Annotated in this window: 11 protein-coding genes; 4 read left to right on the plus strand and 7 right to left on the minus strand. The window is 63.8% G+C overall.

All coding sequences use genetic code 11. The features are described 5' to 3' along the window. Positions 1–100 precede the first annotated feature (100 nt). Positions 101–997, minus strand: a complete 897-nt coding sequence (locus PGX04_RS01490) for a Gfo/Idh/MocA family protein (RefSeq protein ID WP_273736893.1) — start codon at positions 995–997, stop codon at positions 101–103. 124 nt (positions 998–1,121) lie between these two features. On the opposite strand from PGX04_RS01490, the gene PGX04_RS01495 reads away from it, so the two are divergent. Continuing rightward, entirely contained in the window at positions 1,122–1,985 is an 864-nt protein-coding gene (locus tag PGX04_RS01495; RefSeq protein WP_273736894.1) for an SDR family NAD(P)-dependent oxidoreductase, read from the plus strand. 37 nt (positions 1,986–2,022) lie between these two features. On the opposite strand, the gene PGX04_RS01500 is transcribed toward PGX04_RS01495, so the two are convergent. Next, the gene (locus PGX04_RS01500) at positions 2,023–3,171 is read right to left on the minus strand and encodes a GNAT family N-acetyltransferase (protein WP_273736895.1); all 1,149 of its coding nucleotides are present in this window, start codon (positions 3,169–3,171) and stop codon (positions 2,023–2,025) included. A 246-nt stretch (positions 3,172–3,417) separates the two neighbouring features. On the opposite strand from PGX04_RS01500, the gene PGX04_RS01505 reads away from it, so the two are divergent. From PGX04_RS01505 to PGX04_RS01515, 3 genes are all read left to right on the plus strand, one after another. Then, positions 3,418–5,157 carry a family 20 glycosylhydrolase gene (locus PGX04_RS01505; protein ID WP_273736896.1) on the plus strand — a complete coding sequence of 580 codons (1,740 nt, stop codon included), beginning with the start codon at positions 3,418–3,420 and terminating at the stop codon, positions 5,155–5,157. 632 nt (positions 5,158–5,789) lie between these two features. Further along, positions 5,790–6,953 carry a glycoside hydrolase family protein gene (locus tag PGX04_RS01510; RefSeq protein ID WP_273736897.1) on the plus strand — a complete coding sequence of 388 codons (1,164 nt, stop codon included), beginning with the start codon at positions 5,790–5,792 and terminating at the stop codon, positions 6,951–6,953. 124 nt (positions 6,954–7,077) lie between these two features. Continuing rightward, positions 7,078–7,899, plus strand: a complete 822-nt coding sequence (locus PGX04_RS01515; RefSeq protein ID WP_273736898.1) for a PIG-L deacetylase family protein — start codon at positions 7,078–7,080, stop codon at positions 7,897–7,899. 97 nt (positions 7,900–7,996) lie between these two features. Here PGX04_RS01515 and PGX04_RS01520 read toward each other — a convergent pair whose 3' ends face one another. The 5 genes from PGX04_RS01520 to PGX04_RS01540 all read right to left on the minus strand — a co-directional run bounded on the left by PGX04_RS01520 (position 7,997) and on the right by PGX04_RS01540 (position 14,238). After that, positions 7,997–9,475 carry a sulfatase family protein gene (locus PGX04_RS01520; RefSeq protein WP_273736899.1) on the minus strand — a complete coding sequence of 493 codons (1,479 nt, stop codon included), beginning with the start codon at positions 9,473–9,475 and terminating at the stop codon, positions 7,997–7,999. Positions 9,476–9,601: 126 nt separating this feature from the next. Beyond that, the gene (locus PGX04_RS01525) at positions 9,602–10,822 is read right to left on the minus strand and encodes an aminotransferase class V-fold PLP-dependent enzyme (RefSeq protein WP_273736900.1); all 1,221 of its coding nucleotides are present in this window, start codon (positions 10,820–10,822) and stop codon (positions 9,602–9,604) included. Beyond that, positions 10,819–11,553 (minus strand): fumarylacetoacetate hydrolase family protein, encoded by a 735-nt coding sequence (locus PGX04_RS01530; RefSeq protein ID WP_273736901.1) that lies wholly within the window; start codon positions 11,551–11,553, stop codon positions 10,819–10,821. The genes PGX04_RS01525 and PGX04_RS01530 overlap by 4 nt, the downstream gene beginning before the upstream one ends. 112 nt (positions 11,554–11,665) lie before the next feature. Further along, positions 11,666–13,264 carry an N-acyl-D-amino-acid deacylase family protein gene (locus tag PGX04_RS01535; RefSeq protein ID WP_273736902.1) on the minus strand — a complete coding sequence of 533 codons (1,599 nt, stop codon included), beginning with the start codon at positions 13,262–13,264 and terminating at the stop codon, positions 11,666–11,668. Positions 13,265–13,473: 209 nt separating this feature from the next. Then, on the minus strand, positions 13,474–14,238 hold the full coding sequence (locus PGX04_RS01540) for a sugar phosphate isomerase/epimerase family protein (protein WP_273736903.1): 765 nt from the start codon (positions 14,236–14,238) through the stop codon (positions 13,474–13,476). Positions 14,239–14,366 lie beyond the last annotated feature (128 nt).

Raw genomic sequence — 14,366 nt, forward strand, 5'->3', positions numbered from 1 at the left:
GACGTCGTCCGGACTATCGGCGTCCTCGACTGTAGGAGTCGCGAGCAGCGACGAGCCGAGTGACTCTCGAGCGAATCGAACTCGCGCACGTCGGTCCGGCTCAGTAGTACGGTTCGTAGTCGGCCAGAAACGGTGTACTGTCGACCGATGTCGCCGCGGGTATCACGTCCGCCTCGGACGAGACCGGCGTCCCCTCCTCGATGGCCGTCTGCACACCGAGATGCATCCGCGCACCGTCGATCAGTCGATGCCGATCGTCGCGCTCACCGCGCGCCGCCGCGACGAACCCGTCGAGGAACGGGTCGTACATCCGCTCGAGTTCCGGAACTGTACTCTCGATCGTCACGGTATCCGTCCTGTCACCGACGGAAAGGAAGGCGAACGTGCCGTCCTGTTCTGACCCGTCGAAATCGAACGTGACGGTCGATCCGTCCTCGAAGTGGACCGCCGTCACGTGACCGTCGCTGTCGACCGGTTCGATCCGGATCCAGTCGACGCCGAGCACCGATCGAGCGGCGTCGATCAGGTGGACGCCGTAGTAAAACGGATCGCCGTAGCCCGAACAGAACAGCGTCTCCGGATTCGTCTCGGGCAACGCCGAAACGGCCGGATGAAACGGAACCGCCGAACCGCCGTACAACGGGGCGTCTCCCCGCTTGGCCGCGGCGGCGATCGCGTCGACGTCGGAAACGGAACCAGCGAGTGGTTTGTCGATCATCGTCGGCACGCCCGCCTCGAGGAAGGGGACGGCGAGCGGCCGATGCGTACACCAGTCGACGGTCAGGACCATCACGGCGTCGACCGCGTCGATCATCGCGCGGGAGTCGTCGTACCGGGTCGCATCGTGATCGGTACAAAACTCGTCTATGTACGTATCGTTTCGTCTGTCCCCGCTATCCCAGACTGCGCCGACGGTGGTATCGTCGCGGTCAGTGAGAACCGACGCAAACTTTTTGGGATGACTGGTGTCTAACCCGAGCATTCCGGTCTCGATCATCTATGATAAGTGATTTGGCATCCCATATAATTCTGCCCCCGTACGACGACCGTACTCGATTCTCGTCGCATCGTGATCGGTAACCCGATCAATTAAGACGAAAGCCACGTATATCCCGAGCGTAATGTCCGCATTGCTCACGGAGAAAACGGTGATCGTCACCGGTGCCACTCGCGGAATCGGGAGAGCGATCGCCGAGCGGTTCGCAGCGGAGCGCGCGAACCTCGTCGTCTGCTCGCGAAGCGAAGACGACGTAACGACGGTCGCAGAACAGTTGCGTGTCGACCACGGCGTCGACGCTATCGGCCTTCCGTGCGACGTCACAGCCACCGACGAGATCGAAGCGATGGTCGACGCAACTCTCGAGCGGTTCGACGGCATCGACGTCCTCGTCAGTAATGCCGGCGGCTCGATCGACGACGACAACCTTCACCGGATCGACGAGGAAGCGTGGGACCGAACCGTCGAACTCAATCTCAAATCGCTGTTTCTGGTGTCGCGCGAGGTAGCCCCGGCGATGGTCGAAAGCGGCGGCGGTTCGATCGTCCACATGTCCTCGGTTAACGGCATCGACGGTATCGGCCAGATCGCCTATTCGTCGGCCCGGAGCGGCGTCCTCGGCCTCTCGCGGCTCATCGCGACGCAGTACGGTCATCACGGCATCCGTTCGAACGTCGTCTGTCCGGGAACCATCGAGACGGATCGCCGCGACAGAGCCATGAACGAGGTCGGTGAGAGCCGTGATTCCGCCGAACACGACGGCGAGTGGACCCAGCGCGATCAGTGGATCGACCAGTATCCCGCCGGGCGATTCGGGACCCCGGACGAAGTGGCTGCTGCGGCGCTCTTTCTCGCCTCCGAGATGTCCTCGTTCGTCAACGGAACCAGCCTCGTCGTCGACGGCGGACTGACAGCCGGACTGGACTGGAGCTTCCAACGCCAGATCTTCCAGAGCGAGGAACGGCCGACTCGGCCCAGCAAGCGGTGAGCGCATTTCCGTCAGAGAGAGGGCGGGTCCCCCCTTATCAGACGTGCTCCGTCGCCCACACGAAGAACCTGAGCGGGAGGACCGTCTCGAGGAACGGATCGGTCGCTCGCAGGGCTTCACACCGGTTCGGCAGGCCGAACAACAGCGACGTCAGCGTCGTCCGCTCGAGTTCGAGATCCGGCGCTCCCGTCTCCGGTTCGATCGACACCGACGCAGGTCCGTAGGCGACGCGGACCGACTCGCCGTCCACGATCCCGAACTCAATCGATCCCTGTTCCGTTCGACCGCTCTGGATCCACCGGTCTTCGAGCTGACCGCGGAACGCTTCGAGGAGCCCGTGGAGGTCACAGATGCGGAGCTTCCGATGCGGATGGGCCGACCAGATTCTACTGTGGCGAGCGAACACGGGCTCGAGGGGGTGCCACGGTGGCACGCGAGCTGTCAGTTCGGTCAGGTCGTACACAGCCAGCACGTGCGAGAGCAGCGCCTCGAGGCCGGCTTCCGAACCACCGAACTCTTCGATCGTTCGCTTCGGACTCTCGCGAGTGAAGCTCACGTACGCCGGGTCGTCGTCACCGCCGTCATCCTCGTAGACGAGCGTCTCCAGACCGCGCTGACCGAAGACGGTCCGAGCGTCCGTCCGGTCACGGACGACGCGATACGGTTCAGCCTCGTGGATCCCGTGGAGCGTCTCGAGCTGTTCGTCAGTGTCGTAGCCGACAACCGATTCGGAGGCGATCGGTTCGCCGTCGAACGACCGGTCATCGAGAACGTACCGGTGCTCGTTCCCCGACAGCTCGTAGCCGAAGTGACCGTAGCGCTGTCGGTTCCCACTGAGATCCGAGAGCGGAACGCCGCGTTCATCCATCCTGTCGAACCAGAACTCGAGGAGTTGACTCATGTAGCCGTTGCCCCGATACCGTCGGTCAGTCGCGACGCCGCCGATGCCCCAACACTCGATCGTTCCCGTTCCGATCGAGAGCGTCTGGGGGATTGCCGCGATGTGACTTACGATCCGCCCGTCTTCGACGATAATCGCATGCCGGTCGCTGTGATCTCGATCGTAGGCGAACGGGAGTCGTGCCGCCATGCCACCGCGCTCGTTGGAGAAGTACCGATCCAGGAGCGCCATCAGCTCCGGGAACTCGTCCGGCGTTGCGAGCCGCGGTCCGTCGGGGTCGGTCATGCTTTGCTCCCCGTCTTCCGTTCGCGGCCGCAACGCGAGTCGGCCGGTGGCATCGTCGAGTTGGTCGAATCCTCGCCGAATAACACTGACTGGATCACCATTTGTCGTATTCTCTCTGCGGAACATCATAAATACTGGTGGGCGGTACCCCACGACGCGAGTCCGTGACGGCGACTCGAGCGTGGCGTCGATTCCGAAGCGGTGAAAACGATTAAGACGACCGCCCGTATTGGTGCCCGATAACGCATGACAGCGACAGAGCGACGCGCCGTTCCGCGACCGCGCCGAGTCGACACGACGGAGGGTGTCGTCCAGTTCGACGCTCCCGTCGTGATCGGGACGACTGAAGAGAAAGCGACACCGGTGGTCGGTCTGTTCGAGACGCTCCTCGAGCGAGAGATCGACGATCGGGTCGTCCGGGCCGATGAGGGCACGGAGCCGGACGTTCGGCTCACGATCGACGACCGTCCCTCTTCGGAGTTCGACGACCCCGAGGGGTACGTCCTCGAAACCGACGACGATACCGTCACGATTCGCGCGTCGACTGTCGACGGGCTCCGATACGGCTGCCAGACGGTCGTCACAGCGCTCACGGTTCGAGACGACCACGATCGACCAGTGTTCCCGGCCGGCGAGATCCACGACTGGCCGGCGACGAGCTGGCGGGGATTCATGCTCGACCCGGCGCGTGGCTTTCTGCCGGTCGACCGGGTGAAGCGCCGGATCGATCAGGCCGCGCGGGCGAAACTGAACCGGCTTCATCTCCACCTGCTCGACGACGAGTCCTACGCGCTCGAGTCCGAGGCACATCCCGAGTTGAATCGGGATTCGGACGGAACCGAACATCCGGCGTACTCGTCGGCGGACGTCGCCGAACTGGTCGACTACGCGGGGCGTCGCGGAATTAAAATCGTCCCCGAAATCGACATGCCGGCCCACGCGCGCCACATCCTCGAGACGTATCCCGAACTCCAGTGTACCGTCGAGGACGGCGACGCCAGCGAGCGGACGATATGTCTCGGCAACCGCGAGACGATCGAGTTCGTCGAAACGTTACTCGAGGAGGTGATCGAACGGTTCCCGTTCGACGTGGTCCACATCGGCGGCGACGAGTGGGAGATGCTGGGCCACTCGTGGGACGAGTGCGTCGACTGTCGAGCGAAGATGGCAGCGGATGGGTCCGAGACGGCCACCGAACACTTCTACGCGTTCGTTCGCCACATTCACGAGTTCCTCGAGGAGCACGACCGGCGGACGACGCTCTGGAACGACCAGATCGACATCTCCGAATCACCGGACCTGCCGCGAGACGTCACGATCCAGTTTTGGCGCGTCGCGGGACCGGGTCGCGGTCCAATCGAGGGGTGTAGCATGGCGCGATTTCTGGAGGAAGAGTTCGATGTCGTCAACTCGTACGTTCACGCGGCCTACGTCAACGGGTGGATCACCGAGGAGTACGTCCTCGGCTGGGAACCGAAACGGCGACCGTCGGTTCCCGAGAACCGCGAGGAACGGGTTCTGGGCGGCGAGCTCCTCGCCTGGGAACCGTCCGACGAACCGGCTCGCGAGTACTTCGAGCGCGCACTTCCGTCGGCAATTCCCGTCTTTGCCGATCGGCTCTGGAACGGGGCTCCGATCACGGACCACTCGTCGTTCTCACGGGCGTTGACGCGACATACACTTGGGCCATACCTGCCCGACGGATTCGATATCTACCGCGAACTCGGCGGAACGATTCTGCCGACGGACTGGAAGCGGTCCGACCCCAGTCTGCCCGCACACGCGAATCGCTCGCTTGGCGATCGAACGCCACGAGAGGCGGTGGCCGAGTACGAGGCGGCGATCGAGACGCTCTCCGCGCTCCGCGAGGCCGAAGAGACGGTGTATCCGGAAACCGCCGACGCGTACGTCGACTGTCTCGAGTGGCTCGTCGAGGTGGCCGAACGCGACGGACGGGGCGTGATCGATCGTCCCTGGGAACAATGACGTTGTCCGCGTTTTCGGGACGAGTACGCGGCAGCGGGCCTGCTGCACAGTCGTTTTGTGCTGTCAAACGATGATAGCTGCGAGAACGCATCGGCGCCGTTGCCCTCCACCGTAAAACCAAACCCGCTCTCTTTGATTACACCCATAGGCACGTAATTGACTCTCGTCGAGTGATCGTATTTTCGTTCCGAAATCGCTTACTCACTTCACGGAATCGGCCGATATCTGGCTCGAAAGCCGATCAATCCCGTTTTCGCGTATCGAACTCGAGCGCCCCGGGGGGATGAACGACTGCTGCAAACGTCACGGTACTGTTTTGGAATGGTAAAACGAACCACGGTTCGATCGACGGAAATTCGAATCAATCGCCGTCCGATCTATCGGAAAACAGTCTCGGGCTCTAGCGGCCGCTGAAAGTCACTGAACACCTGACCGCACGACAGCTGTGCGATCAGCGTGTGAATCGTTTCAGTGGCCACCATCGAAGAACCACGACCCCTATTCGCCTTCTCGAAGCGGGTATCCGATTTAATTCCCTTCGTGTTTCATAGTGGTAAACGATGAACTGTCGTCTTCATTTCCGATTGTTCGGGGACCGAATACTTTTACCGTTCATCAGTGACTGTACTCGTATGCCTGCAGTGTGGACGTACCCGTGGACGCTCTCCCGCGAAGGAATCGCTGACGCGTGCGAGCGTCTCACGGAATGCGGCATCGACGCGGTGAACGTCGCCAGTCACTACCACTCGGTTCGGTCGATGCAGCCCCGGTTTCCGGCCGACCTGTTTCGGACCTACGCCGGCGGTTGTTACTTCGAACCGGACGAGGCGTTCGATCGCCTCCCGATCGACCCCACCGTCAATCGCGTCGGATCGTGGGACGATCCGCTGGCCGAAATCGTCGACGGTGTCCACGATCGCGGCATGGCCGTTAATGCGTGGACGGTCTGTTTGCACAACTCTCGGCTCGGAGCGACGAATCCCGAATATCGGATCGAAAGCGCGTTCGGCGATGCGCACGATCACTCGCTTTGTCCGTCCCATCCCGAGGTCCGGGCGTACTTCGCCGCGGTCGTCGACTCGATTCGCGAGCGCGGCGTCGACGAAATTCAGCTCGAGTCGATCGGGTTTCCGAGCGCCTATCACGATCACGGTTCGCAGTTCGGTCACGACAAACACCAGACGGTGACGACCGACGTCGAAGCGGCGCTCCTCTCGCAGTGCTTCTGTGACGGCTGTCGAGCGGCGGCGGCGTCACACCCGGTCGACCTCGAGCGGGCCCAGACGAGCGTGCGGGCGCTCGTTCGCAGATCGCTCGCCGATCCGACCGCGTCGCCGTCCTCTTTCGATGCCATCGTCGAACGCGAGCCGGTGCTCGGCAATCTCTTCGACTTTCGAGCGACCGTCGTCGAACGACTGCTCGAACGCCTCGCCGACGCCGCGGGCTCAGCGCCGCTCAACTATTACGCGATGGAAGCGTACGGCTCGGACCCGTCCGATCTGGCTCTCTCCGGTGTGCGACTTGCGGACCTCGAGGAGCATCTCGACCGGGTGACGGCGATTTGTTACGTCTCCGATCCCGAACTCGCTCGCGAGCGGATCCGGACCCTCGACCACACCGGTGACCTCCCAGTCGATACCGGCATCACGCTCGATCCGAACGTCGTCGATCGACGCGAACAGCTGTGCGACCTCGTCGACGGCGTTCGATCGGTTACCGACGGCTCCCTCTCGATCTACCACCATTCGCTGGCGACCGAAACGCACCTCGAGTGGATCGCGGACGCGCTGGCGTGATCGTCGCTCTGTGGTCGCTCGAGCGGAGTGACGCGGACCGACGACCGAAAGACATCGAATCTCGCGTTGTACGGGAATGCAAGCGGGCGGAACGTTTTTGCGCGACCGAAATCAATGTGCGCTCGTGTCGCACAGACTGTTAGTAATCGGTGCACACCCCGACGACCCCGACATTCGAGCCGGCGGACTCGCGTGCTCGTGTGCGGCGGCCGGCCACGACGTCCGATTCGTCTCGCTAACCGACGGGCGCGGGGGGCACCACGAACAACACGGACCGGAACTCGTCGACCGGCGTCGCGAAGAGGCTGCTGCAGCGGCGGCGGCTGGCGGGATCGAGTACCGGATCCTCGAGAATCCGGACGGCCGACTCAGACCGACGCTGGAGAACCGAGTGGAGGTGATTCGACTGATCCGTGAGTACAACCCCGACGTCGTGCTAACCCACCGGCCGAACGATTACCATCCCGACCATCGGTACACTTCGCAACTCGTTCGCGACGCGGCGTACATGGTCACCGTCCCAAACGTCTGTCCTGACGCTCCGGCCCTCGACTCCAACCCCGTTTTCGCCTATCTACTGGATACCTTCAAGCGACCGTATCCGTTCTCGCCGGACATAATCGTCCCGATCGACGAGGAGATGCTCGAACGGAAGTACGATATGCTTGATTGCCACGAGTCTCAGATGTACGAGTGGCTGCCGTACACCGAGGACAAACTCGCGGCGGTTCCCGACGATCCTGACGAGCACCGCGAGTGGTTGACGACGGATCCGATTTCGGGGCTCGAAGAGATGGGGAACACGGCCGATCGGTTCCGCGAGCAGTTGATCGAACGATACGGAGTGAAACGCGGCCGAGAAATCGAGTACGCCGAAGCGTTCGAAGTCTCCGAGTACGGTGGCGATCTCACGTCCGAGCTCGCTGGGGGTCTCTTTGCGCCCTGATCGTCGGTTCTGTGACGGCCCGATCGATTTCGCATCGTTCTTTTCGACTCGGTCTCGCTAAACCTCGAGACCGCGCCGAACGCGACTACTGGTGCTGTCACCCGTGTCGCTCGAGCAGCTCCGCCGCGTGCTCGCTCCGGCCCGTGTGCCGGAGGTGCTCGACGTACTCCTCGAGCGCGTCCCACGTGTAGTACGGTCCGTTCTCGCGGAGGACCTCCCACATCGGGTCGGTAACGCCGTTCTCGGCATCGGGGTTTCCGCCGCGCTCACCGCGAGCGGCCTCGAGCAGTCGCTCGTCGACCCACCGCTGGAGCGTGCTCAGCCCTTCGCGCACGATCTCGGGTCGTTCGTCGGCGAGGTCCGTCGCCTCGTGTGGATCGTCTGCGAGATCGAACAGCATGACCTCCTCGAGATTACTCTTGAACGCGTCGTGGTAGGTCTTGAGCAGCAGCCAGTCGTTCCAGCGAACCGCCCGCTGGCACGTCCAGGCGGCGTGACTGAGCACCAGGTGATCACGGCCACTCTCGGTTCCGTCGGTGACCGTCTCGGCGAACGACCGTCCGTCCCAGCCCTCAGGGGCGTCGCCGCCGGCGAGATCGACGAGGGTCGGCGGCAGATCGAGCTGGTACCGGAGGGCCTCGTCTACGCCCGGTTCGACGGTGGGACCGCGGACGATCAGCGGGACGTTGCAGGTCTTGTCGTCGGCCGTCTGGTGGTCACCGTAGACGTTGAACTCGCCGAGGTTCTCGCCGTGGTCGGCGCTCACGATGATCAGCGTCTCCTCGAAGACGCCCGCCTCGCGCAGGCGGTCGAACAGCTTCCCGATGTGAGCGTCCATATAGTGGATACCCGCGTCGTAGCCGTCGATCATCGTCACGAAGTCGTCACGAGAGGAGATGTCGGGCGGCATCCGGGGCGCATCTCGCTTGCCGCCCCATCCGCACAGGTCCTGTGCGCTTTGTGCTCCGGTTTCCTGGTAGTGCCGATCGATCAGGTCGTCGGTCACCCACTCCGGAGCGGGATCGTCTTCGAACGGGGTGCCGTACTCGAGCGGTGTCGTGTACTCCGTGTGCGGGTCCCAGAAGTTGACGTGGAGGTACCAATCGTCCTCGGCGGCGTGCTCGACGAGCCAATCGCGGGCGTAGGAATACACCTCGTCGGCGGTTTCGGTACCACCGCCGCCGGTGTCGTGCAGTTCGCCGAATCCCTCGACGACCTGCCAGGCGTCGTGGCGGGCGGGAAACGGACTGATCATTGCAGTGTCGAACCCCTGTTCGTCGAGGATCGTCGCGAGAGTCCTGAAGCGACGCGGGTAGCGCTCGCCGCGGGTGGCGCCGTATCGACGCGGATCCGCGTTGCGGCCGCCATGGTTGACGACGCCGGTGTGGATCCCGAACCGGCCCGTGTAAAACGCCGTTCTCGACGGGAGACACGGTGCATCCGACGTATAGACGTTCGTGAATCGGCGTCCGTCCGCAGCGATCTCGTCGATGCTCGGCGACGTGTCCCGATGATACCCGTAGCAGCCGAGATGGTCCGGTCGCAACGAGTCGCAGTCGATGTACAGTATCCGCATATTCTAACAGGTCTTGCTCACCGATCATAACAGTTCTGCCGAGTACGAGTCGCTCGCCGAGTGGGAACGAGCCGCTCGAACACGTGCGTCGAAACTCGGCTCGGACCGAGAAACCCGAAACGGTGCCTATTCGGTGTCGACCTGCGCCGCGATCCGCTCGATGACGTAGTCGACCTCATCGTCGGGAAGACATCGAGGATTAATCGTGAACTGCGAGCGGTGAACGTCGTCGGCACCGACGAACACCCGCGGGTTCTCTCGGCGCAGCGCCAGCACGAGTTCCCCGGCGTCGACCGGTGACCGTGTCTCGTCTACCGTGACGGCGACCGTCGTGACGGCGTCGGTCTTCCCGGCGTTCTCGAGTTCCGCGTCGAGGCCGTCGACCCCCTCGAGGTCGGCGGCAATCCGTTCGGCACGGCCGTGCCACTCCGCGAGAACGGCCTCGTCGTCCTGCTCGACGAACGCGTCGAGCGCCGCGATGAGGCCGGCAAGTTCCTCCTTGCCGACTTTCATCGATCGACCGATCCCCTGAAGGGGGACGCCAGGGAGAGTCGCAACGTCGACGAGGTCCTCGGGCGGCTCGTACACCGGTTCAGCGGCGTGCATGTCGAGGTGCTGACGCGCGACGGACGTGATCAGGTCTTCGCGACCCGCGAGAATGCCCGACGACTGCGGCCCTCGGATCGCCTTGCCGCCACTGAACGCGACGAGATCCACACCTTGGTCGACGTATTTCGAGAGGTTCTCCGTCGGCGGCAGCTCGGCCGCAGCGTCGACGATGACTGGCACATCGTGTTCGTGGGCGATTTCGACGACTTTCGGTAACGGCGGTTGCGTGAAGGGTTTCTCCATGTATGCAACCGCGATCGTCTCCTCGGTGATCGCGTCCGCGATCTGCCACGGTTGCGTGTTCTCCGAACCGGTTCCGAGGTGGTAGTCGTTGCCGCCGACGTCGACGATGTCGGCGCCCGCAGCCCGGAGCGCATGATCGTACCCGTTCCGATGGGTGCGCGGCATGACGATTTCGCTCGGAATCCCGTCGGTATCGGGGAGTCGTGCCATAACGCCGAGGTCGTCACCAGCGATGCACGCCGCCGCAGCAAGCGTGAGCGCCGAGCTCGCGCCGTTGGTAACGTATCCCGACTCGGCGCCGGTTACCGCCGCGATCCGTTCCGAGGCGGCCGCCTGCAGATCCGAGATGCGGACGAACGCCTCGGCGGCGCGGTTCATCGCCTCGAGGGCTTCCTCGCGGACGAGAGTCCCGCCGATCCGGGTCTTGGTCCCGGTCGCGTTGATCACTGACGGTATCCCGAGGTCGTCGTAGATCGTGTCTCGATCCGCCGTCATCGGGCGATCACGTGATTTTTGAGGGAGCCGACGCCGTCGAACTCGACCTCGACGGTGTCGCCGTCGCTGAGTCGATCGGGACCGAACGGCGTGCCGGTCGCGATGACGTCACCCGGTTCGAGCGTGATCAACTCCGTGACGTCCGCGACGAGTTCGGGGACGGAGAAAATCATGCGCTCGCGGGTGGTCTCCTGTTTCGTCTCGCCGTTCAGGCGGAGCGTGAGCGTCGCGTCGGCGGGAACTTCGTCAGGGGCCGCGACGACCGGCCCCATCGGAAGCGAGGCGTCGAAGGCTTTGCCGCGCACCCAGTTGCGCTCTCGCTCCTGATCGTCGCGGTTCGAGATATCGTTGACGCACGTGAACCCGGCGACGACGTCCATGGCGTCCGCCTCCGGAACGCTGCGACACTGTTCGCCGATGACGATCCCGAACTCCGCTTCGAACTCGACGACATCCCGTCCCGGCGGCAGTTCGATGGTGTCGCCGTGGCCGACGACGCAGTTCGGCGTCTTCAGGAACAGTTCGGGGCGCTCGGGTCGCTCTTCGAACCCGGACTCTTCCCGGTGGTCCGTGTATCCGCCCGCCTGACAGACGATTTTCGTCGGGTCGGTCGGCGGGAGAACGTCCACCTCGTCGGGATTATACGTCCGCTCGTTCGCAACGATTCCGTCATCGGTCCACTCGCCGCGTCGAGTGTATCCGGTGGAGTCGCTGAATCGTACCATTCGCATTACGCCCCAACTGTTTTCGCGAGACGATAACGTTCTTTCGGTCGTCTCGTTACACTCGCCTCTCCCCACCGGTTCGGTGACAGCCGCTCATCCTCGACTGGCGGACCCGCTCTCAGGCCCGGATCGCGGTTCCCGGACGCGCGTTGGTGTCCTCCCCGTCGCGGACGATGGCCGTTCCGTCGACGAACACGTGTTCAATACCGATCGGGTGACGCTGCGGCTCGTCGAACGTCGCACGGTCGGTGACGACAGCGGGATCGAAGACGACTAGATCAGCGTCGAGTCCGGGCCGGAGCACGCCCTTCGAGTCGAACCCCATCGCTCGAGCGGGCAGCGACGTCATCTTTTGGACGGCCTCCTCGAGCGAGAGCAGGTTCTCCTCGCGGACGTACCGAGCGAGCACGCGGGGGAACGACCCGTAGACGCGGGGGTGGGGTCGTGAACCGAACAGTCCGTCCGTGCCGACCGCGACGCGGTCGCTCCCCATGATCGTCCGGACGTCGGACTCGATCAACCCGTGGGCGATCATCGACGCGTCGAGATCCTCCGCCAGCAACACGTCACAGAGGACGTCGACGGGCGTGCTGTCTCGCTCGCTCGCGATCGTCGCGATGTCCCGACCCTCCTGGTCGCGGAATTCGTCGGACGTGAGGTTCGTCACGTCGATCCGGTCCCAACCGGTCTTCCCGCCGACGTTCTCCCAGCCGTCGATTCGCCACTCTTCGATGTCCTTGCGGACCGTCTCGCGCTGTTCGGGATCGGCGAGTAGCTCCCGAACCGCGTCGGCGTCGTCCGACTGCACCCACGGAGGCAACAACGACGTCAGCATGCTGCTTCCCGCAGTATAGGGGTACTGGTCGGCGGTCACGTCGACGCCGCGTTCGCGGGCGATCTCGACCTGTGCGAGCAGACGATCGGCCTTCCCCCGCTGTTCGCCGCCGGTGAGTTTGAAGTGGGAGATGTGTAGCGGGATCCCGCGTTCGGCACCGATATCGATGAATTCGTCGAGTGCCTCCCAGATCCACCGCCCTTCGCTCCGGATGTGCGCGACGAAGGGGCGGCCGTAGGGCTCGAGTTCGGCCGCGAGTCGGGACACTTCTTCGGTACTCGAGTACACCTGTGGCGTATAGACGAGACCCGTCGAGAAGCCGATCGCACCGTCCTCGAGTCCCTCCGCGACGAGCGCCGCCATCTCCTCGAGTTCGCGATCGGTCGGTTCGACGTCTTCCATCCCGAGCACCTCGTATCTGGCAGTGCCGTGGCCGACGAGCGTCGCGACGTTCGGCGCGATTCCCGCGGCGTCGATCTCGTCTAGGTACTCATCGACGGAGGACCACGTCCACTCGCGCTCGAGTCGGCCCGCCAGGCCGCTGAGATATTCCTGCCACGATTCGATGTCATCCCCGCAGTAGAGCGGTGCCATCGAAAACCCGTCCTGACCGAGGATTTCCGTGGTGATCCCCTGCCGCGTTTTCGGCGCGAGCGCGGGATCGGCGAACAACTCGAGGTCCGAGTGCGAGTGCGCGTCGATAAACCCCGGACAGACGACACTGCCGTCGGCGTCTATCGTCGTCGCCGCGTCGAGTCCGTGATCGGGGGCCCGACAGACGCGGCGTATCGTGCCGTCGGTGACACCGACTGCGCCGCGAAACCAGGGCGCTCCCGTACCGTCGACGATGCGCGCATTCTCGACGAGCAAGTCGAGGCTCATGACCTATCCGTTCCCGGCCGCCACCCTAAATCCACCGACGGATCGCGACGGGGTTCGCAGTCCGCTGGGACGTTTGGCACATCGCAGATGCAGTCGCCGAGCAGGTCTTTTCCGCGGGTGGTCCGTCCCGCGGTCGCCCGGTCGCACCCGTCGAGAACGTCGCCCTCGTTCGCGGAAAATGGATGCACCTCAGGGGTCTCGTGAGTCCGCTACTCGAGGATCGATCGGACGCACGCTACGTCAGCCTCGATGGCCTCGCGGTACGGCCGCTCGTCGGACACGAATTCGACGTTCGCGTAGCCGTCGAACCCGTGCTCGAGGAACGGGTTGAGGATCGCCGCGAGGTCGTAGTACGACTCGGCGAGCGCCGCCCGATCGCGTCCGGTCCGCTCGCGCGTCGTCTGCAGGTGTAACTGGTTCGAGAGCGGAGCGAGGGCCGCCGCCTCGCGCTCGAGTTCCGCCGCGGGGATCGAGAATCCCGGCTGGTAGTTGAGTCCGCAACGCTCGTCTCCTATCGCCTCGATCAGGGCTTTCGCGCCCTCGAGACAGTTTGTCACCGTGTTATCGTGCTTCTCGACGGTAACCTCGATTTCGTGGTCGGCCGCCCTGTCGGTCACCCGTCGGAGGTCGGCGACGACCCGCTCCCAGTGTTCATCGTCGCGGCCGTCGTACTCCTGGTTCCCCGCCCAGACGCGAATCGTCTCGGTTCCGAGCCGATCCGCGATCGCGAGTTCGTGCTCGAGCTCGTCGTCGAAGGCCTCGGTTCCGCACCGTAGGTAGGAGCCGTAGGCGGCGATGTCAATCCCGTGTGCGGCCGCCGCCTCGACGATTCGGGTGCAGACTGGCTCGGAGCCGTCGCCGACGTGGTCTCGTCCCCAGATCTCGACGCCGTCGTACCCGACCTCGCTCGCGAGTTCGACGATTTCCTCGACGGGACGCTCTTTGGCGGAAACGGTACACAGTCCGACGTTCATTCGTCGTTCTCCACTTCGATATGAGAGAGAGATGGGACTCTCAGGCTCAGGGCTATCGCGCCGAGTCGTCGGTGCTCCATGTATTCGTCCTGTCGCTTCAGCGGTAAAGCGATGGGGGATACGGCAGA

Source organism: Natrinema soli (assembly GCF_028618695.1).

Excerpts from the sequence above, each read along its gene's own strand:
- PGX04_RS01490 (WP_273736893.1), bottom strand. The coding sequence starts at position 997 with ATGATCGAGACCGGAATGCTCGGGTTAGACACCAGTCATCCCAAAAAG.
- PGX04_RS01495 (WP_273736894.1), top strand. The coding sequence starts at position 1,122 with ATGTCCGCATTGCTCACGGAGAAAACGGTGATCGTCACCGGTGCCACT.
- PGX04_RS01500 (WP_273736895.1), bottom strand. The coding sequence starts at position 3,171 with ATGACCGACCCCGACGGACCGCGGCTCGCAACGCCGGACGAGTTCCCG.
- PGX04_RS01505 (WP_273736896.1), top strand. The coding sequence starts at position 3,418 with ATGACAGCGACAGAGCGACGCGCCGTTCCGCGACCGCGCCGAGTCGAC.
- PGX04_RS01510 (WP_273736897.1), top strand. The coding sequence starts at position 5,790 with ATGCCTGCAGTGTGGACGTACCCGTGGACGCTCTCCCGCGAAGGAATC.
- PGX04_RS01520 (WP_273736899.1), bottom strand. The coding sequence starts at position 9,475 with ATGCGGATACTGTACATCGACTGCGACTCGTTGCGACCGGACCATCTC.
- PGX04_RS01525 (WP_273736900.1), bottom strand. The coding sequence starts at position 10,822 with ATGACGGCGGATCGAGACACGATCTACGACGACCTCGGGATACCGTCA.
- PGX04_RS01530 (WP_273736901.1), bottom strand. The coding sequence starts at position 11,553 with ATGCGAATGGTACGATTCAGCGACTCCACCGGATACACTCGACGCGGC.
- PGX04_RS01535 (WP_273736902.1), bottom strand. The coding sequence starts at position 13,264 with ATGAGCCTCGACTTGCTCGTCGAGAATGCGCGCATCGTCGACGGTACG.
- PGX04_RS01540 (WP_273736903.1), bottom strand. The coding sequence starts at position 14,238 with ATGAACGTCGGACTGTGTACCGTTTCCGCCAAAGAGCGTCCCGTCGAG.